General features: G+C 67.7%; 18 protein-coding genes. 6 read left to right on the top strand and 12 right to left on the bottom strand.

All coding sequences use genetic code 11. The annotated features are described in order from the left end of the window. Positions 1 to 14: 14 nt before the first annotated feature. The 3 genes from KW843_RS12665 to KW843_RS12655 all read left to right on the top strand — a co-directional run bounded on the left by KW843_RS12665 (position 15) and on the right by KW843_RS12655 (position 3243). On the top strand, positions 15 to 1211 hold the full coding sequence (locus KW843_RS12665; RefSeq protein ID WP_218295500.1) for an ABC transporter substrate-binding protein: 1197 nt from the start codon (positions 15 to 17) through the stop codon (positions 1209 to 1211). A 133-nt stretch (positions 1212 to 1344) separates the two neighbouring features. Further along, a complete protein-coding gene (locus KW843_RS12660; protein ID WP_218295499.1) occupies positions 1345 to 2229 on the top strand; it encodes a branched-chain amino acid ABC transporter permease in 885 nt (294 codons plus the stop codon). A 12-nt stretch (positions 2230 to 2241) separates the two neighbouring features. After that, positions 2242 to 3243: a branched-chain amino acid ABC transporter permease gene (locus KW843_RS12655; RefSeq protein WP_218295498.1), complete on the top strand. Its 1002-nt coding sequence runs from the start codon at positions 2242 to 2244 to the stop codon at positions 3241 to 3243. 50 nt (positions 3244 to 3293) lie between these two features. Here KW843_RS12655 and KW843_RS12650 read toward each other — a convergent pair whose 3' ends face one another. The 6 genes from KW843_RS12650 to KW843_RS12625 form a co-directional block, all read right to left on the bottom strand. Continuing rightward, positions 3294 to 4466: a lipocalin-like domain-containing protein gene (locus tag KW843_RS12650; RefSeq protein ID WP_370628494.1), complete on the bottom strand. Its 1173-nt coding sequence runs from the start codon at positions 4464 to 4466 to the stop codon at positions 3294 to 3296. A 20-nt stretch (positions 4467 to 4486) separates the two neighbouring features. Next, the gene (locus KW843_RS12645; RefSeq protein ID WP_218295496.1) at positions 4487 to 5551 is read right to left on the bottom strand and encodes a PLP-dependent cysteine synthase family protein; all 1065 of its coding nucleotides are present in this window, start codon (positions 5549 to 5551) and stop codon (positions 4487 to 4489) included. Positions 5552 to 5594: 43 nt separating this feature from the next. Further along, the gene (locus tag KW843_RS12640; protein ID WP_218295814.1) at positions 5595 to 6644 is read right to left on the bottom strand and encodes a glycosyltransferase; all 1050 of its coding nucleotides are present in this window, start codon (positions 6642 to 6644) and stop codon (positions 5595 to 5597) included. A gap of 77 nt (positions 6645 to 6721) precedes the next feature. Beyond that, entirely contained in the window at positions 6722 to 7612 is an 891-nt protein-coding gene (locus KW843_RS26930) for a collagen-like protein (protein ID WP_218295495.1), read from the bottom strand. Positions 7613 to 7638: 26 nt separating this feature from the next. Further along, the gene (locus KW843_RS12630; RefSeq protein ID WP_370627799.1) at positions 7639 to 8334 is read right to left on the bottom strand and encodes an IPTL-CTERM sorting domain-containing protein; all 696 of its coding nucleotides are present in this window, start codon (positions 8332 to 8334) and stop codon (positions 7639 to 7641) included. A gap of 188 nt (positions 8335 to 8522) precedes the next feature. Continuing rightward, on the bottom strand, positions 8523 to 11189 hold the full coding sequence (locus KW843_RS12625) for an ABC transporter permease (protein WP_218295494.1): 2667 nt from the start codon (positions 11187 to 11189) through the stop codon (positions 8523 to 8525). Between the two features lie 298 nt (positions 11190 to 11487). On the opposite strand from KW843_RS12625, the gene KW843_RS12620 reads away from it, so the two are divergent. Then, positions 11488 to 13032 (top strand): serine hydrolase, encoded by a 1545-nt coding sequence (locus KW843_RS12620; protein WP_218295493.1) that lies wholly within the window; start codon positions 11488 to 11490, stop codon positions 13030 to 13032. Positions 13033 to 13047: 15 nt separating this feature from the next. On the opposite strand, the gene KW843_RS12615 is transcribed toward KW843_RS12620, so the two are convergent. Genes KW843_RS12615 through KW843_RS12605 form a run of 3 tightly spaced genes read right to left on the bottom strand, consistent with a single transcriptional unit; the run spans position 13048 to position 15943 of the window. Further along, positions 13048 to 13704 (bottom strand): ABC transporter ATP-binding protein, encoded by a 657-nt coding sequence (locus KW843_RS12615; protein ID WP_218295492.1) that lies wholly within the window; start codon positions 13702 to 13704, stop codon positions 13048 to 13050. Next, a complete protein-coding gene (miaA, locus tag KW843_RS12610; RefSeq protein WP_218295812.1) occupies positions 13701 to 14708 on the bottom strand; it encodes a tRNA (adenosine(37)-N6)-dimethylallyltransferase MiaA in 1008 nt (335 codons plus the stop codon). Before miaA ends, KW843_RS12615 begins: the two co-directional genes overlap by 4 nt. Before the next feature lie 2 nt (positions 14709 to 14710). Further along, entirely contained in the window at positions 14711 to 15943 is a 1233-nt protein-coding gene (locus KW843_RS12605; RefSeq protein ID WP_218295491.1) for a multidrug effflux MFS transporter, read from the bottom strand. A 244-nt stretch (positions 15944 to 16187) separates the two neighbouring features. Between KW843_RS12605 and KW843_RS12600 the strand changes: the two genes are divergently transcribed. Further along, positions 16188 to 17483 carry a serine hydrolase gene (locus KW843_RS12600; protein WP_218295811.1) on the top strand — a complete coding sequence of 432 codons (1296 nt, stop codon included), beginning with the start codon at positions 16188 to 16190 and terminating at the stop codon, positions 17481 to 17483. 31 nt (positions 17484 to 17514) lie between these two features. On the opposite strand, the gene KW843_RS12595 is transcribed toward KW843_RS12600, so the two are convergent. Further along, positions 17515 to 18348 carry an alpha/beta hydrolase gene (locus KW843_RS12595; protein WP_218295490.1) on the bottom strand — a complete coding sequence of 278 codons (834 nt, stop codon included), beginning with the start codon at positions 18346 to 18348 and terminating at the stop codon, positions 17515 to 17517. 138 nt (positions 18349 to 18486) lie between these two features. After that, positions 18487 to 19830, bottom strand: a complete 1344-nt coding sequence (gene gdhA, locus KW843_RS12590) for an NADP-specific glutamate dehydrogenase (protein WP_218295489.1) — start codon at positions 19828 to 19830, stop codon at positions 18487 to 18489. Between the two features lie 244 nt (positions 19831 to 20074). Here gdhA and KW843_RS12585 point away from each other — a divergent pair, with 244 nt between their 5' ends. Next, positions 20075 to 21238 (top strand): glycerophosphodiester phosphodiesterase, encoded by a 1164-nt coding sequence (locus KW843_RS12585; RefSeq protein WP_218295488.1) that lies wholly within the window; start codon positions 20075 to 20077, stop codon positions 21236 to 21238. Between the two features lie 81 nt (positions 21239 to 21319). Here KW843_RS12585 and KW843_RS12580 read toward each other — a convergent pair whose 3' ends face one another. After that, positions 21320 to 22147: a methyltransferase domain-containing protein gene (locus tag KW843_RS12580; protein WP_218295487.1), complete on the bottom strand. Its 828-nt coding sequence runs from the start codon at positions 22145 to 22147 to the stop codon at positions 21320 to 21322. Between the last annotated feature and the right edge of the window lie 30 nt (positions 22148 to 22177).

Below are 22177 nucleotides of genomic sequence, written 5' to 3'. Positions count from 1 at the left end.
ACAGGAGACAATCCATGAAGAACAAACTCAAAGTGCTGGCATTGATGCTGGGCGCAGCGGGCCTGGCCACCTCGGCCGCGCACGCGCAGGACAAGGTCAAGATCGGCTTCATCACCGACATGTCCAGCCTGTACGCCGACGTGGAGGGCAAGAACGGGGCCGTGGCCATCCAGATGGCCATCGACGACTTCGGCGGCAAGGTGCTGGGCATGCCCATCGAGCTGCTCACCGCGGACCACCAGAACAAGGCCGACATCGCGGCGTCCAAGGCGCGCGAGTGGATCGACACCCAGGGCCTGACCATGCTGTTTGGCGGCACCAATTCCGGCACGGCCCTCGCGTCCGCCAAGGTGGCCGCCGAGAAGAAGCGCGTGTACATCAACAACGGCGCCGCATCCTCCGCACTGACCAACGAGCAATGCAGCCCCTACACGGTGCACTACGCCTACGACACCGTGGCGCTGGCCAAGGGCACGGGTTCGGCCATCGTGGACACCGGGGGCAAGTCGTGGTACTTCCTCACCGCCGACTATGCATTCGGCCATGCGCTGGAGGCCGACACCAGCACGGTGGTCAAGGCCAAGGGCGGCACCGTGGTGGGCACCGTGCGCCATCCGCTCAACGCGTCGGACTTCTCGTCGTTCCTGTTGCAGGCGCAGAACTCCAAGGCGCAGATCCTGGGCCTGGCCAATGCCGGTGGCGACACCATCAACGCCATCAAGGCCGCCAAGGAATTCGGCATCGGCAAGAGCATGAAGCTCGCGGGCCTGCTGATCTTCATCAGCGACGTGCACAGCCTGGGGCTGCGCAACACCGAAGGCCTGCAGTTCACCACCAGCTGGTACTGGGACCTGAACGACGACACGCGCAAGTTCGCCGCACGCTTCTTTGAAAAGACCAAGCGCATGCCCGGCGAGATCCAGGCCGCCGACTACTCCGCCACCATGAACTACCTCAAGGCCGTGGAAGCAGCCAAGAGCATCGATGCCGACAAGGTCATGACGGCCTGGCGCGGCATGAAGATGAACGACTTCTTCGCGTCTGGCCAGCTGCGTCCCGATGGCCGCTACGTGCATGACATGTACCTCATGGAAGTGAAGAAGCCCGCCGAATCCACCAAGCCATGGGACTACTACAAGCTCATCAAGAAGCTGCCGGGCGACACGGTGTTCACCACCAAGGCAGAGAGCAAGTGCGCGCTCTGGAAGTAAACCGCTGAGAAAGAAAGAAGGCCCCGGGTGCGCGTGCGCGCGCCCAGGGCCGGTCCGGTGGCCCGCAGGGGCCTGCCTGACACCTCCTTTCCTCCCGACCTGAACCGTTCACCCCCACCTGCAGCTGCCTCCCATGGAAATCTTTGGTGTCTCATTGCCGGGCCTGTTGAGCCAGCTCCTCCTGGGGCTGGTCAACGGCTCGTTCTATGCCATTCTCAGCCTGGGGCTGGCCGTGATCTTCGGCCTGCTCAACGTCATCAACTTCGCCCACGGGGCGCTGTTCATGACGGGAGCCCTGATGACCTGGATGGCGATGAATTACTTCGGCATCAACTACTGGTGGATGCTGGTGCTGGCGCCGCTGGCGGTGGGGTTGTTCGGGGTGCTGATCGAGCGCCTGCTGCTGCGCTGGATCTACAAGCTCGATCACCTGTACGGCCTGCTGCTCACGCTGGGCCTCACGCTGCTGATCGAGGGGGTGTTCCGCTCGATCTATGGCGTCTCCGGACTGGGGTATGACACGCCCGAGCTGCTGGAGGGCGCGACCAACCTGGGTTTCATGATCATGCCCAACTACCGCGCCTGGGTGGTGGTGGCCTCGGTGGTCGTGTGTCTGGCCACCTGGTACGTGATCGAGAAGACCAAGCTCGGCGCGTACCTGCGCGCCGGCACCGAGAACCCGCGCCTGGTGGAGGCCTTCGGCATCAACGTGCCGGTGATGGTGACGCTGACCTATGCCTTCGGTGCCGCGCTGGCCGCGTTTGCCGGCGTGCTGGCGGCGCCGGTCTATCAGGTCACGCCGTTGATGGGGCAGAACCTCATCATCGTGGTCTTCGCCGTGGTGGTGATTGGCGGCATGGGCTCCATCATGGGCTCCATCCTCACCGGGCTGGGCCTGGGTGTCATCGAGGGCTTCACCAAGGTGTTCTACCCCGAAGCGTCTTCCACCGTGGTGTTCGTCATCATGGTCATCGTTCTCCTCATCCGCCCCGCCGGCCTGTTCGGCAAAGAAAAATAAGGGGCCGTCCGCATGAATACCAAGAACCTTGCCTCCATCGGCTACGGCCTGCTGCTGCTGGCCCTGATCGCCGCGCCCTTCCTTGGCGCGTATCCCGTCTTCGTGATGAAGCTGATGTGCTTCGCGCTGTTCGCTTCCGCGTTCAACCTGCTGCTGGGCTACACCGGCCTGCTTTCATTCGGCCATGCCGCCTTCCTGGGGGGCGCCGCCTACGTGGCCGGCCACGCCATCAAGGTCTGGGGCCTCACGCCCGAGATCGGCCTGCTGCTGGGCACGGCCGGTGGTGCGCTGCTGGGCCTGCTGTTCGGCTGGCTGGCCATCCGCCGCCAGGGCATCTACTTCTCGATGATCACGCTGGCACTGGCGCAGATGCTGTTCTTCGCCTGCCTGCAGGCGCCGTTCACCGGGGGCGAGGACGGGCTGCAGGGCGTGCCGCGCGGCAAGCTGTTTGGCATCATCAGCCTGCAGAGCGACCTGGTCATGTACTACGTGGCGCTGGTGATCGTGGTGCTGGCGTTCCTCGTCATCGTGCGCACCATCCATTCGCCGTTCGGCCAGGTGCTCAAGGGCATCAAGGAGAACGAGCCTCGCGCCATCTCGCTGGGCTACGACACGCACCGCTTCAAGCTGCTGGCCTTCGTGCTGTCGGCGGCGCTGGCAGGCCTTGCCGGTTCGCTCAAGACGCTGGTGCTGGGTTTCGCCACGCTGTCCGACGTGCACTGGACAGCTTCGGGCCAGGTCATCCTGATGACGCTCGTGGGGGGGCTGGGCACCCTGTCGGGCCCGCTGATCGGCTCGGCCGTGGTGGTGTTGCTGGAGAACAAGATCGGCGAATTCGGCAACCTGCTCGCTGCGCTGACCAGCGTGGAGTGGTTCAAGACCCTGGGCGAATCCGTCACCATGGTCACAGGGCTGATCTTCGTCGTTTGCGTGCTCGCCTTCCGCCGCGGCATCATGGGCGAGATCATCGCGTGGCTGGCGCAGCGCCGCTCGGGCAACTCCGCCAAGCACTGAGGCGATACGGCCGCCTGTGGCGGCCCTCCCATCCCCAGCCGCTGCCGCCGTCACAGGCGCAGCGGTTTTGCATATCCGGTCATCTCCAGGTAGCCCCGGCCCACGGGCAGGCCTGCGTGGTCCACCAGCTCGGACAAGCCTTCCCAGTAGATCGCGCCCGTCGATCCGCTGCTGTCCAGCTCCTGGTTGTCCAGCACGGTGCGCACTTCAAATGCGCCAGCGGGTGTTTGCACCCGCCATTGCACCGGATAGCGCGCGCCGCTGCGCGGGCTGCTCCACCACCGCTGCGGCGTGAACACCACGGACCGCGCGTCGAATGCCTGCACGGGCTGCCCTGGCGCGCGCAGCGATCCCCCCGCCCACAGCGCCGAGCCATCGGCACGCCGCAGGCGGAACGCGGTGAGCGCGCTGCCATCGTGCAGGTTCATCCCGATCCAGTCCCAGCCCTGGGCTTCGGGGTGCAGCAGGGCCTCGCTCCATTCGTGGTCCATCCAGGCGCGGCCGGTGCCGGGTGTGACATCCATGCGGCGGCCCCCCACCGTCAGGTGGCCGCTGACCGCCAGCTGCGGCTGGCTGTAGTAGTAGCTGGCCTGCGCCGCGCCAGGCCCCTTGCGCGACAGGCCTTGCTGGCCCTGCAGCAGCACGGGCTGGGTGCTGTCGAACTGCAGCTCCAGGCCGAATTCACTGCCTGCGATCCGCGCCGTGTAGCGGCTGAGCGCCAGGTGGGGCTTGCCGTGCGCCATGTCGCTGCGCTCCAGCGTCCAGTCCTGCAGCCGGATGCGGGTATCGGCCTCGCTGGCCTGCGCCACGCCAAAACCCGTGCGTGCGATGCGCTGGTCGTGCACCAGACGCTGGCCCTGCACGTCCGTGACAGCGGCATGCGCGAACAGCAGCTGCTTGGCGGCAAACGCGGACTGCAGTGGCTGCGTGGCGTCCACGCGTGACCGAAAGAACGTGAGCTGAAATCCCCAGGGCTGGCCCCGCGCCTGCACATGCCCCGTGATGTACCACCACTCGGTGCGCAGCTCCGGGTGGCTGCCATGGTCACGCGGAAAGGCCAGCGTGCGTGCCGGCAGGGCGGATGCCGGACCGGGCAGCCAGCCCGCCGCCCCTCCCGCCAGCGCCATGCCCAGCGGCAGCTGCCTGGCCAGCCACTGGCGGCGGGTGGCAGCGGGGCCGGTGGATGGCCCGGCAGGGCCCAGGGACAGGGCGGTGGAGGGCATGGTGCAGTGCGTGGCTGGCATCAGCCGATCAGGCCATCTACCTTCTGCTGCGCTGCCGAGCAATCGCCGAACGTGCGGTCCACCCACTCGGTGTCGAAATACGTGGGTAAATACCGCTCGCCCGCATCACACAGCAGCGACAGGATGGAGCCGCGCTCGCCCCGCCCGCGCATCTCGCTGGCCAGTGTGAGCATGGCCACAAAGTTGGTGCCGGTGGAGGGCCCCACGCGCCGCCCCAGTAGCTGCGACAGTGCGCGCATGGCGGCAATGGATTCGCAGTCCGTCACATCGACCATGCGGTCCACCAGCGTGCGGATGAAGCTCGGCTCCACCCGTGGGCGCCCAATGCCTTCAATGCGGGATCCTGGCGCCGTCAGCTGCGCATCGCCCGTGCGGTGGTAGGCACTGAACACCGAACCCGCCGGGTCGGCCACGCACACCTGCGTGGCATGGCGCTGGTAGCGCACATAGCGGCCAATGGTGGCGCTGGTGCCGCCCGTGCCCGCACCCACCACAATCCAGCGCGGTACCGAGTGCGGCTCGCGCGCCATCTGCGTGAACATGCTCTCGGCAATGTTGTTGTTGCCGCGCCAGTCTGTCGCGCGCTCGGCATAGGTGAACTGGTCCATGTAGTGGCCGCCCGTCTCCTCGGCAATCGCATGGGCCGCCTCATACACCGCTCCCGCGCTGTCCACAAAATGGCAACGCCCGCCATGGAACTCGATCTGCGCGACCTTCTCGGGCGAGGTGCTGCGCGGCATCACCGCCACAAACGGCAGCCCCAGCAGCCGCGCAAAGTAGGCTTCGCTCACCGCAGTGGAGCCGCTGGACGACTCGACGATGGTCGAGCCTTCATGCACCCAGCCGTTGCACAGTGCATACAAGAAAAGCGACCGCGCCAGCCGGTGCTTCAGGCTGCCCGTGGGGTGGGTGGATTCGTCCTTGAGGTACAGGTCAATGCCATGCGCGGCAAACGCGGGCAGCCGCAGCGGGATCAGGTGCGTGTCGGCGCTGCGCTGGTAGTCGGCTTCGATGCGGGCGATGGCTTCATGGAGCCAGCGGGAAGGAGGGGAGAGAGTCTGCATGCGAGCATTGTCGCAGCGCCTCCAGCCTGGGCCGCAGAGATGGTCACAGACCGTAGAAAACCTGATTTGCTTCGATGCGTTGGGCTTGGTCCGCCGGGTATCGGCGCTCGGCCAGCAGCCGCTGCAGCGCAGCACGACCCAGGTCTCGGTGGGGGGTGTAGAAGGCGCTGACGGCCAGCTCATCCAGTGCACGCCATGTGTACACCTGTGTATCCACAAAAAGAATGTCCGCAGGTTGCGGAATCTGTGACGCCTGCAGGGCAAATACGGTGGCCAGTGCATGTTCGGCCCGTTCGCGGTGATAGCGGGCCAGTTCGCAAAGGGGCTCAGCCCTCTGCGGGCGGGCCGCGTAGGCCGCCAGATAAGCATCGCGCACGGTGGCGGGTGGGGCCTGGTTGCGCTCACGCAGCACGGCGATCTGGAACAGGGCATACCAGCGCTCTTCGTCCCATCCCCCCATGTCGACCCGGCGCTGGTACCACAGCAGGCTGGGCTCGATCTTCCCGGCATCGCGGCAGCTCTGGGCCAGATAGAACACATTGCGCGTGTTCGTGGGGTCGTCCCGCACGGCCTGTTCCAGCAGCGCCATGTCACGCAGATAGGTCTCGGGGTCGCGCGCGCGGGCGCCATCGTGAGACACATGGATGACCGGTCCCTGCAGCGTCTGCCAGGGGCCGTGCTGCGCGGCGGTCAGGTACTCGTGCAGCACACCCTCCCAGCGCCAGCCGATGCGGGTGGCCACCAGGCTGTTGCGCTGATATTCCCAGCCGTCCATGTGGCAGGTCAGGGTGTATCCATCGGCCGTGAGTTCGGGCCAGGTGAACTGCGGCGGTACACGCAGCTGCTCATCGGCATCGATGAACAGCAGATAGGCCCCATGGGGGCGCGCCAGCTCGAGCGCCTCGTTGCGGTTGTGCGCGAAGTTCTTCCAGGGCCGTTCGTGCAGCGTGCCAGGCACGTCCTGCATGAACGCGCGGATGAGGTCCTGCGTGCCGTCGGTGGAGCCCGTGTCCACAATGACCCAGTGGTCCACCCAGGGCTTGACCGAGCCGAGGCACCGGGCGATGACCGGGGCCTCGTTCTTCACGATCATGTTCAGGCAGATGCGGGGGCTGCTCACCAAGAAGCTGTGCCTTTTGCACTCGCTGGGTTCAAGGGACTCGGCGCGTCCTACTGGCAGATAGCCGATGCTTCCGCGGAGAGGTCATTGAAAACCGAGTACTGGCAGGTCCATTGATTGGGTGCGGAAGGGTATCCCCCTTCGAAATAGCTGCCACCGCGCCCCGCGGTGATGCGGCAGCCGCCGCTGACCACGGTCTTGCCCGCCGCGCAAGTGGCGGTCAACTGGACGTCCGCTGGATCGTCGGGGGGAGTGTGATTCACCAGCAGCCAGCTCCCGAGGGCGGTGGTGGTGGTGAGCGTCACTGTTCCAGCACCCGACGCTCCCGTCGCGCCCGTGGCTCCGGTTGCACCCGTTGCGCCGATCGCCCCGGTGGGACCCGCCACGCCTTGAACCCCCTGGATGCCTTGCGGCCCCTGAGGTCCGGCAACGACGCTGTCAGCGCCCGTGGCACCCGTGGCTCCGGTGGCGCCTGTCGGTCCCGTGGTGCCGGTGGCACCTGTGGCGCCTGTCGGGCCGGTGGCCCCCGTCACGCCGGTGGATCCCGTGGGTCCTGCTGCTCCCGTCACACCGGTCGCACCGGCAGCACCCGTGACCCCCGTGGGCCCTGTCACTCCGATCGCTCCGGTGGGTCCCGTGGGGCCGGTGGCGCCAGTCGCCCCGGTACCGATGCCCCCTGCACAGGGGCCCAGGCGGCCGGTGGGCCCGTCAAAGCAGGTGAGATTGTTGTTGGGTGTTGCGCCGAGCAGGCCAGGGGCCCGCACTTCGCCGCTGTCCTGCACGCGGAAGCGTTCCTGGGTGCCCGTGGAGTTCTTGATCACGAACCCGCCGCCGCTGGGGACGGTGGCGGAGATGTCGGCGGCCAGGGCCGTGGGGCTGTGCACGGCGTAGACGGCGCCCAGGGCAACGATCAGAGGCAGGGAGTGGAAGCGGTATTTCATTGTGTGGTGTTCCTGGCCTCAGTCAATCAAATGTACTGCGCTGTGCGGCTGCGGCGGTGCCGCCAGAAGGCCGCCATGCCCATCAACAGTGCCAGCAGCATCAGGCCGTACTCGCTCAGTGTGGGGATGCTGGTGGCAACCGCTGCGCCGCCGATCTGCACGTTGCCTGCCACGGAGGCGAAGCTCTGGTTCACCGTGGCGCCGGGGGCCAGGTTGATGACTGCCGTGCCGCCGCCCGAGGAGACCAGCTGGATGTTCTGCCCTGGTGCGCCCTGCAGCGTCAGGGTGCCGAGCACGGTGATGTTGGTGCCTGCGGGGATGACAAAGGTGCGGCCTGTGGCGCTGGACAGGGTCAGGTTCTGGAAGACCATGGTGCCTGACAGCTGGCTGGTGTTGCCGGTGCAGCCGTCCGTGAGGGCCACCGTGCCATTTCCGGCGTTGAAGGTGCCGGTGCTGCTCAGGTCACCGCCTACCGCGAGCACGCCGGAGCCTCCGTTGAAGGTGCCGGTGCCTGCCACATTGAGGTTGCTGGTGGTCGAGAACTGGCCCGCGATGATGTTCAGCGAGCCCTCCACCTCCACGGAGAGGCACCCCATGTCCATGGAGCCACCCGGCACGTCGAACGAACCTCCGGAGGGAATGACGAGTTGTGCCCAGGCGGGTGCGGCCAGGCCACAGCAAAGCATGGCCACGGCGGCCAGTTGGCGGACTATCGATTTCACGGATCTCCCTCTGCGTCTGCACCCTTGAACCAAGAGCTCGGCGCATCTGATGTTGGCGGGACTGGCTGCGATCCGGCACTGGACCGGGGCTGGCGAATCCCGAGGCGCTTGTTTGATGGTGGATGATCATCAATATTTGCAATGATTGCAAACAATATTTAACAGTCGTCTATGGCCGCTGACGGCGGCTACCAGTCTTCCTTTACCGCCAGAACGGCATCCCTTCCCGCCGCGGCGCGTCCAGCGAGCCACGCCGTGAGGGTGCCGGATGCGGCCACGGCCATGCACAGGGCGCCCAGCCGTCCCACCGGAACCGCCAGGTCCATGGTCCAGTGAAAGCTCTGCGGGTTGACCACGTGCACCAGGACCACCGACACGGCCAGGCCCAGCAGCAGGCCCGCCATCGCGCCCACACCCGTCCAGGCGGCGCCTTCGCCGGCCACCACGGCCAGGATCTGGCGGCGCGTGAGGCCCAGGTGCGCGAGCAGGCCGAACTCCTTGCGGCGCGCCAGGATCTGGGCGCTGAAGCTGGCGGCCACGCCAAAGAGCCCGATGCCGATCGCCACCGCCTGCAGCCAGTAGGTGACCGCGAAGCTGCGGTCGAAGATGCGCAGCGAGCGCGCGTGGATCGTGCCGGAGGAGACGAACTCCACCAGCGCCGCCGGCTGCAAGTCAGCCAGGGGCGCGGCGTCCGCCGCACCCGCCCTCCGGGGTTCGCCGGCATGCGCCGCGGCCATGGCCTGGATGGACTCCTGCAGGGCCTGCAGATCGGCCCCTTCACCGGGCCACAGGGCCAGATCGCTGGTGCGGGCATCACCGGTCAGGCGCAGCCAGACCGCACGGTCCATCACCACTGCGCCCGATTGCCGGGCATAGTCGCGCCAGATGCCTGCTATATAAAAGATAGCTTCCTGCGCTTTATCACCAAGGGCGGGAGGGCTGAAAGCCCTGGAGAGGGCTGGCCATTCCATGCCCGGGCGCATGCCATACAGGTCCACCACCGCCTCGCTCACGTACACCCCGGTGTACCCCGCGGGCACGGGCAGCGCATCGCCCACCAGGGGCAGCTGGCGCGCGGGATCATTGCCCAGCGGGCGGCTGATGACCGTGAGCGCGGGACGGGCGGCATCGAGCTGCAGCGGACTGGCCCGCAGGGGTTGAACGCGCTCCAGCCCGGGCAGCTGGGCGACCGCCTCCGCAAAGCCGGCGGGCAGCAGCGCGGCGTCGCTGCCCGGGGCGTTGATGGCCGGGCGCACATACAGGGGCGAGGGCAGCACCGCGTCCAGCCACTGCGTGACCGAGCCGCGAAAGCTCGACACCATCACCGTCAGCGCGACCGCCAGGCTCAGGCTGGCCACCACGCCCCCCACGGCGATGGCCGCCGTGCCGCGCATGCGCCGCGTGCGCTCCACCGCCAGCAGTGGCAGGGCATGGCGTGCGGCCAGCGGCTGCAGGCGGCGCAGCAGCCAGGCCATGCCCCAGGGCAGCAGTGCAATGCCGCCGACGAGCAGCAGGCCGATGGCCGCATAGGCCGCCAGCGGTATGCCAAAAACAGGTGGCGCCATGGCCAGCAGCGCACCCGTTGCGGTCAAGATGAGTCCCATCGCGCCATTGGCGGATTGCCGGGATGCCGTGCCCAGGCCCTTGAGCGTCTGCGCGGGTGGCAGCGCCTGCGCGGCACGCGCGGGCCACCAGCCACCCACTAGCGCGGCCACCACGCCCAGGGCACCATAGGCCAGGGCCGCCGAGGCGCTCCATTGCAGCGCGGGCTGCACGCCCGCGAAGTAGCCGCCGCCCAGGTCGCCGCCCAGCAGCCGCAGCGCGGCGGCGGCCAGGGCCGAGCCCAGTGCGATGCCGGCGGCGCTGCCCACCAGCCCCAGCGTGGCCGACTCGGCCAGGACCAGCCACAGGCGCTGGCGCGGCGTTGCGCCCAGCACGGCCAGCAGCGCGAACTGCGGCGCGCGCTGCGCCACGCTGAGCGCCAGCACCGAGAACACCAGGAACGCCCCCGTGAACAGCGCCACCAGCGCCAGCACGGTGAGGTTCACCCGGTAGGCGCGCGAGAGGTTGCCGATGCGCTGGGCCGCGTCGCCTGGCTGGGCGAACACCACATCGGCGGGCCAGCCCGGCAGGGCGCGCACGGCCTGCTCCCAGGCGCTGCGGTCCGTGCCGGGCTGCAGCTGGATGTCGATGCGGCTCAACTGCCCCGTGCGGCCAAACAGGTCCTGCGCGGCGCCGATGTCCATCACCGCCAAGGGGGCGCCGCCGGCCGCCACCGTACCAGCCACGTGCACCGTCCACTGCCGCAGGCCGGCCTGCAGCAACAGCCGCGGCGCAGGGCCGGTGGGGATTGCTGGCAGCCCCAGCGCCTGGAGCGCGGCGGCGTTGAGGAACACCGTGGCGGGGGCGAAGACCGCGAGGCGATCGGCGCCCGGCCACGGCCGGGGCATCAGCGCCGGCGCCATCGTGGGCACCAGCAGCGCATCGGCGCCCAGCACCCGCAGCGGCGTGCCGGGCGGCGGGGGCGCTGGCGGCGCTTCGGCATCCTGCCGCACGGCGGCCCGTGCCACCGCCGCCAGCTCCAGCAGCGGACTGGCCCGCGCCACCTGAGGATGGGTGGCGAGCTGTCCGTACAACGCCTCGGGCAGGCTGCCCTGCATGGCGCGCAGCTCCAGGTCGGGCTGGCCGTTGACCGCCCGCACCGCCTGCGAGAACTCGTCCAGCGCGGACGCATTGATCACATGCACCGCAAAGGCCAGCGCCACGCCCAGCATCACCGCAGTCACGGCCGCGGCGCTGCGCCAGGGATGGTGGCGCAGATCCTGCCAGGAGAAGGTGCGAAGCAGTGCGAGCATGGCGGGATTGTGCGGCCTGGCCTTGCCCGAACGCAGTGAAAAGGATTCGGGAACACCGCGCCCTTAAGCTGGCCCACAGCCAGCGCATGCGACCATGCCGCCATGGCACCCGCCCCGTGGTGCCGTTCAGGGAGGCGATGGAATGGCATGCTGTGATGGAACCCTTCTCCCGGCGTCCCGCCTGGCGCGGCACATCCTCGCCTCGGGAGTGTTGTGGATGGCGCTGGCGGGACATGCCGCCCCGCCGCCGACGCCAGCCCCGCCGCCAGGCTTCGACTGGTCGGGACCCGCGGACACCATGGCCGCTGCCGCGCTGGGCCCGTTGCGCGGCGCCGCCGAAGTGGGGGTATGGCACGGTGGCCAGGCCCGTTTCGGCACGGCCCGCAACCGTGTGGCAGAGGCACCTGCCCAGGCGCTGTTCGAGGTGGGCTCGATCAGCAAGGTGTTCACCGGCCTGCTGCTGGCGCAGGCGGTGGAGCGCGGCGACATGGCGCTGGACGACACGCTGGGCGGGCTGCTCAATGGCACGCCCGCACTGGCGTCGGCCTTGCCCGTCCCGGTGGCCGCCATCACCCTGCGCCAGCTGGTCACGCACACCTCCTGCCTGCCACGCCTGCCGGCGGACTTCCGCCGCGATTCGGACGCCGCCAACCCCTATCTGCGCTACGACCGCCCCCGCCTGTGGCAGGCCTTGGCCGATGCACGCCTGGCGCAGTCGCCGCCGTGCGCGGGCGTGTACAGCAACCTTGGCTTTGCGGTGCTGGGCGAGGTGCTGGCGCAGCGCTATGGCCTGCCCTGGGCCACGCTCGTGCACGAGCGCATCACCGGCCCGCTGGGCATGCAGGACACGGTGCAGTCGCTGGGCGGCAAGGCGCCGCGCCTGGCTGCGCCACATGAAGGCGAGACGCCGGTGTCGGTGTGGGAGTTCGATGCCTTTGCCGGTGCGGGGGCCCTGCGCTCGACGGCGGCCGACATGCTGGTGTTCAGCCGCGCGCTGCTGGCCGGCGCGCGGGGGCCCCTGGGCCCGGCGGCCGAGCGCCTGCTCACGCCGCTAGCGGACCACGACGGCGGCCAGATCGGCTACGCCATCATGCTGCGCGAGCGCGACGGGCTGCGCACCTGGCTGCATGGCGGCGGCACGGGGGGCTTTCGCAGCGTATGGCTGCTGGCACCCGACCGGGGCGAGGCGGTGATCGCCCTGGTGGCCAACGCACGGGCCGCGCAGCAGGATGTGATGACGCCGCTGCTGGCGCTGCGCTACCCCGTGCCGCCCGGCCAGCCCGCCACCGACGCGGCTGCGTTGGCGCCGTACGAAGGGGTCTACCGCGCGTCGCCTACGGTGGCCCTGAGCCTGGCCCTGGTGGATGGCCAGTTGCAGCTGCGGCCCACTGGCGGTGTGTTCGAGCCGCTGCAGGTGCTGGGGCCCGACGCCTTCACGCAGCCCGCATCGGGCCGGCAGCTGCGCTTCGAGCGCGACAAGGAAGGGCGGCCCGCGGTGCTGCGCTACACGCGTTTTGGCGCGCGCTTGACGGCCCTGCGTGCAGAGGAACCGCTGGTTGGCCTAGCGCCGCCACAGTCGGACGAGGTGCTGGCCCCGTACCTGGGCCGCTACCGCCTCCGCGGCGGCAATGTGCTGGATGTGCAGGCCACGGGTGGCCGCCTGCAGGTGCGCCTGGGCTCCCAACCGCGCTACACGGTGTACCCGCTTCCCGGCCAGCAGGACCGGTTTGCGTACGACGCGGTGCGGGCGGAACTGGAGTTCGAGCGTTATTCCAGCGGCGAGGTGCGTGCCGTGGTGCTGCACCAGAACGGGCGCTTCCGCGCGCCCCGCCTCGAACCGTGATGCGGGTGTTGCGGGTCAGCCGCTCGCGCTGATGCCGTCGCTGCGCAGCCGCAGCACCCGGTCGGCGCGGGCGGCAGCGGCATCCGAATGCGTGACCAGTACCAGCGACGCGCCGTGCCCGCGCGTCTGCGCGAGCAGCAGGTCCATCACGCGGGCGGCGGTGGTGGGGTCGAGGTTGCCGGTGGGTTCGTCGGCCAGCAGCAGGGCGGGGCGATGGACCAGCGCGCGGGCGATGGCCACGCGCTGCAGCTGCCCGCCGCTCAGTTGTTGCGGCAGGCGCGCGCCCAGTGCGCCCATGTCGACGGCGTCCAGCATCTGCTGAACACGCGCCGGGTCGTTGCGGCCCAGCAGCATCAGCGGCAGGGCCACGTTCTGCGCCACGTCCAGGTGCGGCAGCACGTGGAAGGCCTGGAAGACAAAGCCCACGTGGGCGCGGCGCCACAGGGCGCGCCCCGTGTCGTCGAGCTCGCCCAGGTCGGTGGTGCCGTGGGTGATGCGGCCGGTGTCCCAGCTGTCCAGCCCGGCCAGGCAGTTGAGCAGGGTGGACTTGCCCACGCCCGAGTCGCCCACGATGGCCACGAATTCGCCGGGCGCCACGGTGAACTGCACCTGGGCGAAGACCGGCGTGTCGCCGTAGCGCTTGCCCAGCTGTTCGGCGCGCAGCAGCGTCATGGCGTGGCCTGCTCGCGCTGCGCGAGCCGCCGCAGCACGGCCTGCACGAGCCGGGCCGTGGCGTCGGGCTGGTCGCACGCAATGGTGTGGCGCCCCGGCATGCCGCGCAGCCAGGTGATCTGGCGCTTGGCGAGCTGGCGCGTGGCGGCAATGCCGCGCTCGCGCAGGTGGGCCAGGTTCAGGGGCGTGCCGGGTGCGCGGGTGGCCTGGAAGTCCAGCTCTTCCCACGCCTGGCGGTAGCCCACGCAGCGCATGGAGGGCAGGTCCGGATGCAGGTCGCCGCGCGCGCGCAGGGCCCGCACTTCGTCGAGGAAACCTCCAGCGAGCATGGCGTCAAAGCGCTGGGCAATCCGGGCGTGGAGCCAGGCGCGGTCCTCCGGTTCCAAAGAAAAGAGGGCTGTAGCGCTTGCTGGATCTGCGCCTGCAGCTCTCTTTTTTGTAGTGTGAAAGCTCGACAGGGGCTGGCCGGAGACATGCCACACCTCCAGCGCGCGCTGGATGCGCTGGCTGTCGGCAGGCGCCAGGCGGGCGGCGGTCACGGGGTCTACCGCCGCCAGTTCCGCATGCAGCGCGGGCCAGCCCAGTTCGGTGGCCCGTGCTTCGATCCGCGCGCGCACGGCGGGGTCGGCGGCGGGCATGTCGTCGATGCCGTCGAACAGCGCCTTGAAGTACAGCATGGTGCCGCCCACCAGCAGGGGCAGCGCGCCGCGCGCGCGGATCTCGCCGATGAGCCGCGCCGCGTCCTGCACGAACTCGGCCGCGCTGTAGGCCTGCAGCGGGTCGCGGATATCGATGAGGTGGTGCGGCGCGGCGGCGCGTTCCTCGGGGGCGGGCTTGGCGGTGCCGATGTCCATGCCCCGGTAGACGAGGGCGGAATCGACGCTGATGATCTCCACCGGCACGCCCTGGCTGCCCAGCACGGCGGCCAGCGCGAGCGCGCCCGCCGTCTTGCCGGAAGCCGTGGGACCTGCCAGGGCGATGGCGGGCAGCAGGGGCTCGGGCAGGGTCACGCGCGGGCTCCGAACTTCTGCACCAGCGTCCACGAGATGAGCGCCAGCGCGGCCGACCAGAACCAGATGCCGTTGACCAGGGGCCACACGGTGCCGTCCAGGCGCGCGCCCAGCCAGCCGCCGATGGCAAAGGCGGCCAGCATCATCATGAAACCATTGAGCGCCGACGCCACGCCCGCCGCCTGCGGAAACGGGCCGACAGCGCCGCTTTGCCCGCAGGGCTGGTGGATGCCGTGGCCCAGCATGAAGAGATAGAAGGGCAAGGTCAGCGCCCAGGGCTGGTGCCAGCCCAGGTGCGCCACCAGCGCCATCAGCGTGCCGCCGCTGATGCTCAGTGCCCCCGCGATGGCCACCGTGCGCTGCAGGCCGAAGCGGGCCAGCAGGCTGCGGCACAGGAAGGTGCCGCCAAAGTAGGCCAGGCAGGCAGACGCCATGGTCCAGCCGTACTGCGTGCGGGTGAGGCCCAGCACGTCGATGTAGACGAACGAAGAGGCTGCCAGGAAGGTGAACAGGCCGCCGTAGGTGGCCGTGGTCTGCAGCGAGAACGCCCAGAAGGTGGGGTGGCGCAGCACCTGCATCCAGGTGCCCAGCAGCACGCGCGGCTGCAGTGCCTGCGGGTTGCGCCGCGCCAGGGTCTCGGGCATGCGCAGCGCCACCAGGGCCAGCGTGACGACGGCATACACCGTGAGCGCCAGCAGCGCCGCGCGCCAGCCCAGCCATTCGCTGAGCAGCCCGCCCATGGGCGCGCAGATGCAGGCCACGATGCCCAGCCCCGTGAGCGCCTTGGACATGGCGCGCGCGCCGTCGAGCGGCGTGTACAGGTCGCGCACGATGGCCCGCGCGCACATCACCACCGCGCCCATCGCGGCGCCCTGGGCGATGCGCCACACAATGAGCAGCGCCATGGTGGGTGCAAATGCGCTGCCCAGCGAAGCCAGGGTGTAGATGCCGAGCCCCGCCAGCAGGATGGGCCTGCGTCCGAAGCGGTCCGACAGCGGCCCCCATACCATCTGCGAGCAGCCAAACGCCAGCAGCAGGCCGCTGAGCGTGAGCTGCGCGGCCGCCATGGGTGCGCCCAGGCTGCGCGTGAGGGCGGGCAGGGCGGGCAGGTACAGGTCGGTGGTGACGGGCTGGATGGAGAGCAGCAGCGCGAGCACCAGGATGGCCAGGCCGGGCTGGATGGAGGCGGAAGCAGCTGTGGGCACGGCGGTGGCGGAGGGGGCAGACATATCTGTCTGAGGGTACCAGATGGGGCACGGGCGCCTTGCCGGGCGGGGCTTGTGAGAGATGGTGAGAGTTGGTGTGTGACGCGCGTCGCGCGGGTGACAGGGCGCGGGGCCGGTGGCGCAGCACCATGGTGGTGCGGCTGGCCGGACCCAGGCCGCCGCACAACAACACACAACACAACAAGCCAGGAGACATCCCATGCACAAGATCACAACCCGCCGAGGGTCCCAGGGCTGGCGCCCCGCCATGACCACCCGGCTGCGCAGTGCGCTGGCGCTGGCCGCCCTGGGCACCGCCCTGGCCGCCCAGGCACAGGCCCCGGCCCTGCCCGCGCCAGAGAGCGTGACGCTGGACAAGCTGGGCTACATGACCACCTTCCCGCCCGAGGGCGCGCAGCGTGTGGACCTGAGCAATTCCTTCAAGTACCCCCAAATGCGCTGGGCGCTGCAGCACCTGCGCGAGCTGCAGCCCACGCACAACATCCGCCGGGGTGGGGCGGCTGCATCGGCCCTGCCTGCAGACCCCAAGCCCCTGGGCGGCGTGGTGTTTGATGACGACAAGGGGCAGCCCATCACGGTGGACCAGTGGCTCACCCGCACCTACACCGATGCGCTGGTGGTGGTGCACAAGGGCCGCGTGGTGTACGAGCGCTACGACAACCAGATGAAGCCGTACACGCCGCACCTGCTGTTCTCGGTCACCAAGTCGTTCACCGGCCTCATGGCCGCGCAACTGGCGCACGAGGGCAAGATCGACCCCAGCGCGCTGGTCACCAAATATGTGCCGGAGCTGGCCGACTCGGCCTGGGGCGACATGAAGGTGCGCGAGGTGATGGATATGACGGGTGCCGTGCGTTTCCGCGAGGTCTACACCGACCCCACGACCGAAATTTTTGGCTACAGCTGGTCCAGCGGCATGCTGCCACGCCCGCCGGGCTACCAGGGGCCGACCACTGTGTATGACTTCCTGAAGACGCTCAAGAAGGAAGGCGAACACGGCGCGGGTTTTGTGTACCGCACCGTGCATTCCGAGGTGCTGGGCTGGATTGTTTCGCGCGCCACCGGCAAGCACTGGGCCGAGCTGATGAGCGAGAACATCTGGCAGAAACTGGGCATGGAAGAAGACGCCCACGTGATGGTGGACAGCGTGGGCACGCCGCTGCAGGGCGCAGGGCTCAATGCCACGGCGCGCGACCTGGCGCGGTTTGGCGAAATGCTGCGCCTGGGCGGCAACTACAACGGCCAGAAGATTTTTGACAAGGCCGTGATCGACGATACCGCCAAAGGCGGCGACCGCGAGAAGTTCAAGATGGGCGGCATGGCGTTTCGCCCCGGCTACAGCTACCGCAACCAGTGGTGGGTGCTGCACAACGCCGATGGCGCCTGGGAGGCCGCGGGCATCCACGGCCAGTTCATCCATGTGAACCCGGCTGCCGAGATGGTGGTGGTCAAGCTCTCGTCGCACCCGGTGGCGGGCGCGGCTTTCACCCACCCGCTCACGCTCAAGGCCTGGGCGGCACTGGCGCAGGCGGTGCGGCGCTGAGGTTGCAGCGCCTGAGCTTCGACCTTGGCGCTTACTTCAGCTTGAAGAGGGCCATCATGGCCTCGCGGTAGAGGCCCTGGCCCACGGCGTTGGTGGTGTGGTGCGATCCACCCTCCACGAGCACAAACCGCTTGGGCTCGGCCGCCGCCTCGTACAGCTTGCGGCCCAGGCTGGGCAGGATGAGGCTGTCTTCGCTGCCATGCACCACGAGCAGGGGCGAGCCGATTTCGGAGACCTTGCGCACGGATTCGAAACGCTGGGTGATGAGGGCCGACACGGGCAGCCACCCCCATTTGAAGGTGCTGACCACCTCGGGGATGCTCGTGAACGTGCCTTCGACGATGGTGCCCTGCTCGTCGGGGACCTGGCGGGCCAGGTCGATGGCGATGGCCCCGCCCAGCGAGTGCCCGAAGATGTAGCGCGGCGTGCCCGGCGCCTGGCGGGCGAGCCAGTCCCAGGCGGCGCGGGCGTCCTCACCGGCCGTGACCTCGGAAGGCAGCGCGGCGCTGCTCTGGCCGAACCCCCGGTAGTCGATGGCGAGCACCGAGAACCCCAATTCCTGCATGCGGCGCATGCGGCCGGACGAGCCCGCCACGTTCCAGCGCGCCCCGTGCAGGTACAGCATCACGGGGGCGTCCGCGCGCGCATGGGCCAGCCACAGGCCGTGCAGCCGGCCAGGCTGGCCGGTGGCCTCGGACTGGAAATCGATCCACACGTCCTGCATGTCCTCGGTGGACTGGGGGCCGCCCCAGCTGCGGTCGCTGGGCTGGAAGATCCACTCGCGCTGCTTGGCGTCGAGGGTGGCGCAGCCCGCCGAGACGGCGATGGCCAGCGCCAGGGAGATCAGGAGGGGGGTGCGTTTCATGGAAAGGAGAGAGTCGCCATCGTGCCGGAAAGTTCTCGCACGGAAAGCAGGGTTTGTGCCCATCTTCCCGCAGAGCCCGCCAACTGCCCGGCAACTGCCCTTCTTTTCACCGCTTCTGAAACGTTTCTCGAAGAAAGGTCAGACCACGCCCTGCACCAGCATCGCGTCGGCCACCTTGACGAAGCCCGCGATATTGGCGCCGTCCACGTAGCTCACGCTGCCGTCGCTGCGCTTGCCATAGTGCAGGCACGCGGCATGGATGCCCTGCATGATCTGCAGCAGCCGCGCATCGACCTCTTCGCGGGGCCACGACAGGCGGGCGGCGTTCTGGCTCATCTCCAGGCCCGAGGTCGCCACGCCGCCGGCGTTGCTGGCCTTGCCGGGGGCGTAGAGCACGCCTGCCGCCTCGAAGGCCTTGGCGGCATCGATGGTGGAAGGCATGTTGGCGCCTTCCGCCACGCAGACCACGCCGTTCCTGATCAGGGTGGCGGCGTCCTGGGCGTCCAGCTCGTTCTGCGTGGCGCAGGGCAGGGCCACGTCCACGGGCACGTGCCAGGGGCGCACACCGGCCTCGAAGCGGGAGCCCGTGCGAGCTGCGTAGTCGCTCACGCGGCCATACAGATGGTTCTTCACCTCCATCAGCTCGGCCAGCTTCTGCGGGGTGAAACCGTCCTCGTCCACGATGGTGCCGCTCGAATCCGACACGGTGACCACCTTGGCGCCCAGCTGCAGGGCCTTTTCGACCGCGTACTGCGCCACGTTGCCCGATCCCGAGACCGAGACGCGCATGCCGTCGAGCGAGCGGCCCCGGGATTTGAGCATCTCCTGCGCGAAATACACGGTGCCATAGCCCGTGGCCTCGGGGCGGATCAGCGATCCGCCGAACGACAGGCCCTTGCCGGTGAACACGCAGTCCGCCCGGTTGCTGAGCTTCTTCATCATGCCCGCCATGAAGCCCACCTCGCGGCCGCCCACGCCGATGTCGCCCGCCGGCACGTCGGTGTCGGCACCCACGTGGCGGAACAGCTCGGAGACGAAGGCCTGGCAAAAACGCATGACTTCACCGGGGCTCTTGCCCTTGGGGTCGAAGTCGGAGCCGCCCTTGCCGCCGCCCATGGGCAGCGTGGTCAGCGCGTTCTTGAAGGTCTGCTCGAACGCCAGGAACTTGAGCACCGACAGGTTCACCGAGGGGTGAAAGCGCAGGCCGCCCTTGTAGGGTCCGATCGCCATGCTGTGCTGGATGCGGTAGCCGCGGTTGACCTGCACGGTGCCATGGTCGTCCACCCACGACACGCGGAACATCACGATGCGCTCGGGCTCGACGAGCCGCTCCAGCAGGCCATGCTCGGCATAGCGGGGGTGCTGGGCGATGAACGGCCACAGGCTTTCCATGACTTCAGTGACGGCCTGCAGGAATTCGGGCTGACCCGGATTGCGGTGGGCCACGTGGGAAAGGAAGCTGCCTGCGGACTCGTATTTCATGTTCAAAAAGCTTTCTGCGTCAAAAAGCAGGCAATGGCGCGCTGCAACATCGAATTATGTTCAAAAGTTATACGTTTATGCGCATGCCTATGCACAATGGTGGGGAATGTGGCGGGTGAGTTGCCATATGTTGGTGCGGCGGGGGGCTGGCGTGGGCTGTCACCGGCGCGCAAAACGGGAGTCATCGCCTTGTCACAGGCGGCGGCCACAGTTCGGCGGTTCTAAACACAACGAGGAGAAGAGCATGCACATTCCTGGTGCGAAGTTGGGTGCGCTGGCCTTGCTGGCCACGCTGGCGGCCTGCGGCGGCAACGATGACAACCCCTATCCCACGCTGAATGGCGACAAGCCGCTCGTGATCGGCCACCGGGGGGCCGCCGGTTACCTGCCCGACCACACGCTCGAGGGCTACAAGCGGGCCATCGACATGGGCGCCGACTTCATCGAACCCGACCTGGTGGCCACCAAGGACGGCGTGCTCGTGGCGCGCCACGAACCCAACATCACCGGCACCACCGATGTGTCCACCCGCGCCGAGTTCGCGGGCCGCAAGACCAAGAAGATGGTGGACGGCGTGGAGGAAGAGGGCTGGTTCGTGTCGGATTTCACCCTGGCCGAGATCAAGACCCTGCGCGCCGTCCAGCCCCTGTCGGACCGCGACCAGTCGCACAACGGCAAGTACCAGATCCCCACCCTGGAAGAAGTGCTGGACCTCGCCAAGAACGAAGGCGCCAAGGCCGGCCGCACCGTGGGCGTGTACCCCGAGACCAAGCACCCCACCTTCCATGCCAAGCTGGGCCTGCCGCTGGAAGACCGCCTGCTCGCCACGCTGGCCAAGTACGGCTACACCGCCAAGAGCTCGCCGGTCATCGTGCAGTCGTTCGAGGTGTCCAACCTCAAGTACCTGCGCACCAAGACGCAGATCCGCCTGGTGCAGCTGGTGGACGCGAACGACGTGAACCCCGACGGCAGCATGGACCTGACCGCCCCCTACGACAAGCCCTACGACTTTGCGGTGGCCGGCGACGCGCGCACCTTCGCCAGCCTGCTCACCCCCGCGGGCCTCAAGGAGGTCAAGACCTATGCCGACGGCATCGGCCCCTGGAAGCCGTACCTCATCCCCTCCAAGCAGGTGGACGCCAACAAGGACGGCAAGGCCGATGACCTCAATGGCGACGGCAAGATCGACGAACGCGACCGCGTGATGATGGCGCCCACCGATGTGGTGAAGAATGCCCACGCCGCGGGCCTGATGGTGCACCCCTACACCTTCCGCAGCGAGGCCAAGCGCCTGGCCTCGGACTTCAAGGGCGACCCCAAGGCCGAGTACAAGCTGTTCTACAACCTGGGTGTGGACGGCGTGTTCAGCGACTTCCCGGACACCGCCAAGGCAGCGCGCGACAACTGATGGGTTGTGACCGTGCTGGCTGACGGTGGTCCTCACAAAAAAGCGCCGTAAGGCGCTTTTTCAATTCTGCATGGTTGCGAATTAATTGATATGGGGTACTGTCTTCTCGAAAATGAAAATGACCTCTTCCTTGTTCTTGATGATCAGTCGAATTTCGAATGCAAGATTATAAATATTTTTGATTTTTGAGAACATCTCCATCATGCCATCCATTGTCCAGGCATGAAAGTGAATGCTGTAGTTGGAGGTGTTCAGTTCTCTGGAAATCTCGCTTTCGAATTGAGCCAGCGAATCTCCTGATCGGCGTGGGAAAAGTCCTTTGTCCATGCCGTTGGCTGCAAAGATCTTCGCGAATTCTGCATAGGCGAGTTCTCTCGACCAGCTTGGCCCTTCTTCATAGTCTCTATGAATGTGCTCAAAGGGCGTCTGGTTTCTTATGCTGTCAAAGCTGTGGCGCATCTCCGGCAAGCTTAGATACAGAATCCCACTGTGTTTCAAGATTCTCAGCATGTTCTTGAAGCCCTTGACTGGATCTTCAAAATGCTCAAGAACGTGATTTGCAATAACAAAATCTTGCGAATAATCTCCCAATTTCGAAAGACACTCGCCATCATCCACGATGTCGGGCCGAACTACGGCGTTTAAATCAACGCCAAAATCGCTCATTGAAAGGCCAGCCACTTTGTGGTTGGCATCGAGATCGTCGATGTTGTATTTGTCGACGTAAGTGACCTGGGCTGTTGGCGGGACGGGAAGTGGCGAGGCAAAAGCACCTATTTCAATTCCATGGCCGGAAATAAAATTGTCAGCTACCGTCTTTCGCACCTCCGTCATGGAACCACAGAGCGAACTTTTCGCTGTTGTAGTCGGAATTTTGCTTTTCTCACGAAGATCGAATTCGATTTGCATGAGCTTGTTTTGAATGCTCTGTGTTCCGAG

Source organism: Acidovorax sp. sif1233 (genome assembly GCF_019218755.1).
Lineage (GTDB): Bacteria > Pseudomonadota > Gammaproteobacteria > Burkholderiales > Burkholderiaceae_C > Acidovorax.
Note: the sequence above shows the minus strand (reverse complement) of the source record. Positions and strands in the feature narration are given on the sequence as shown.

Bases quoted from the DNA above. Each gene is read 5' to 3' on its own strand.
- KW843_RS12665 (WP_218295500.1), top strand. From the start codon at position 15: ATGAAGAACAAACTCAAAGTGCTGGCATTGATGCTGGGCGCAGCGGGC.
- KW843_RS12660 (WP_218295499.1), top strand. From the start codon at position 1,345: ATGGAAATCTTTGGTGTCTCATTGCCGGGCCTGTTGAGCCAGCTCCTC.
- KW843_RS12655 (WP_218295498.1), top strand. From the start codon at position 2,242: ATGAATACCAAGAACCTTGCCTCCATCGGCTACGGCCTGCTGCTGCTG.
- KW843_RS12650 (WP_370628494.1), bottom strand. From the start codon at position 4,466: ATGCCCTCCACCGCCCTGTCCCTGGGCCCTGCCGGGCCATCCACCGGC.
- KW843_RS12645 (WP_218295496.1), bottom strand. From the start codon at position 5,551: ATGCAGACTCTCTCCCCTCCTTCCCGCTGGCTCCATGAAGCCATCGCC.
- KW843_RS12640 (WP_218295814.1), bottom strand. From the start codon at position 6,644: ATGATCGTGAAGAACGAGGCCCCGGTCATCGCCCGGTGCCTCGGCTCG.
- KW843_RS26930 (WP_218295495.1), bottom strand. From the start codon at position 7,612: ATGAAATACCGCTTCCACTCCCTGCCTCTGATCGTTGCCCTGGGCGCC.
- KW843_RS12625 (WP_218295494.1), bottom strand. From the start codon at position 11,189: ATGCTCGCACTGCTTCGCACCTTCTCCTGGCAGGATCTGCGCCACCAT.
- KW843_RS12620 (WP_218295493.1), top strand. From the start codon at position 11,488: ATGGCCGCTGCCGCGCTGGGCCCGTTGCGCGGCGCCGCCGAAGTGGGG.
- KW843_RS12615 (WP_218295492.1), bottom strand. From the start codon at position 13,704: ATGACGCTGCTGCGCGCCGAACAGCTGGGCAAGCGCTACGGCGACACG.
- KW843_RS12605 (WP_218295491.1), bottom strand. From the start codon at position 15,943: ATGTCTGCCCCCTCCGCCACCGCCGTGCCCACAGCTGCTTCCGCCTCC.
- KW843_RS12600 (WP_218295811.1), top strand. From the start codon at position 16,188: ATGACCACCCGGCTGCGCAGTGCGCTGGCGCTGGCCGCCCTGGGCACC.
- KW843_RS12595 (WP_218295490.1), bottom strand. From the start codon at position 18,348: ATGAAACGCACCCCCCTCCTGATCTCCCTGGCGCTGGCCATCGCCGTC.
- gdhA (WP_218295489.1), bottom strand. From the start codon at position 19,830: ATGAAATACGAGTCCGCAGGCAGCTTCCTTTCCCACGTGGCCCACCGC.
- KW843_RS12585 (WP_218295488.1), top strand. From the start codon at position 20,075: ATGCACATTCCTGGTGCGAAGTTGGGTGCGCTGGCCTTGCTGGCCACG.
- KW843_RS12580 (WP_218295487.1), bottom strand. From the start codon at position 22,147: ATGCAAATCGAATTCGATCTTCGTGAGAAAAGCAAAATTCCGACTACA.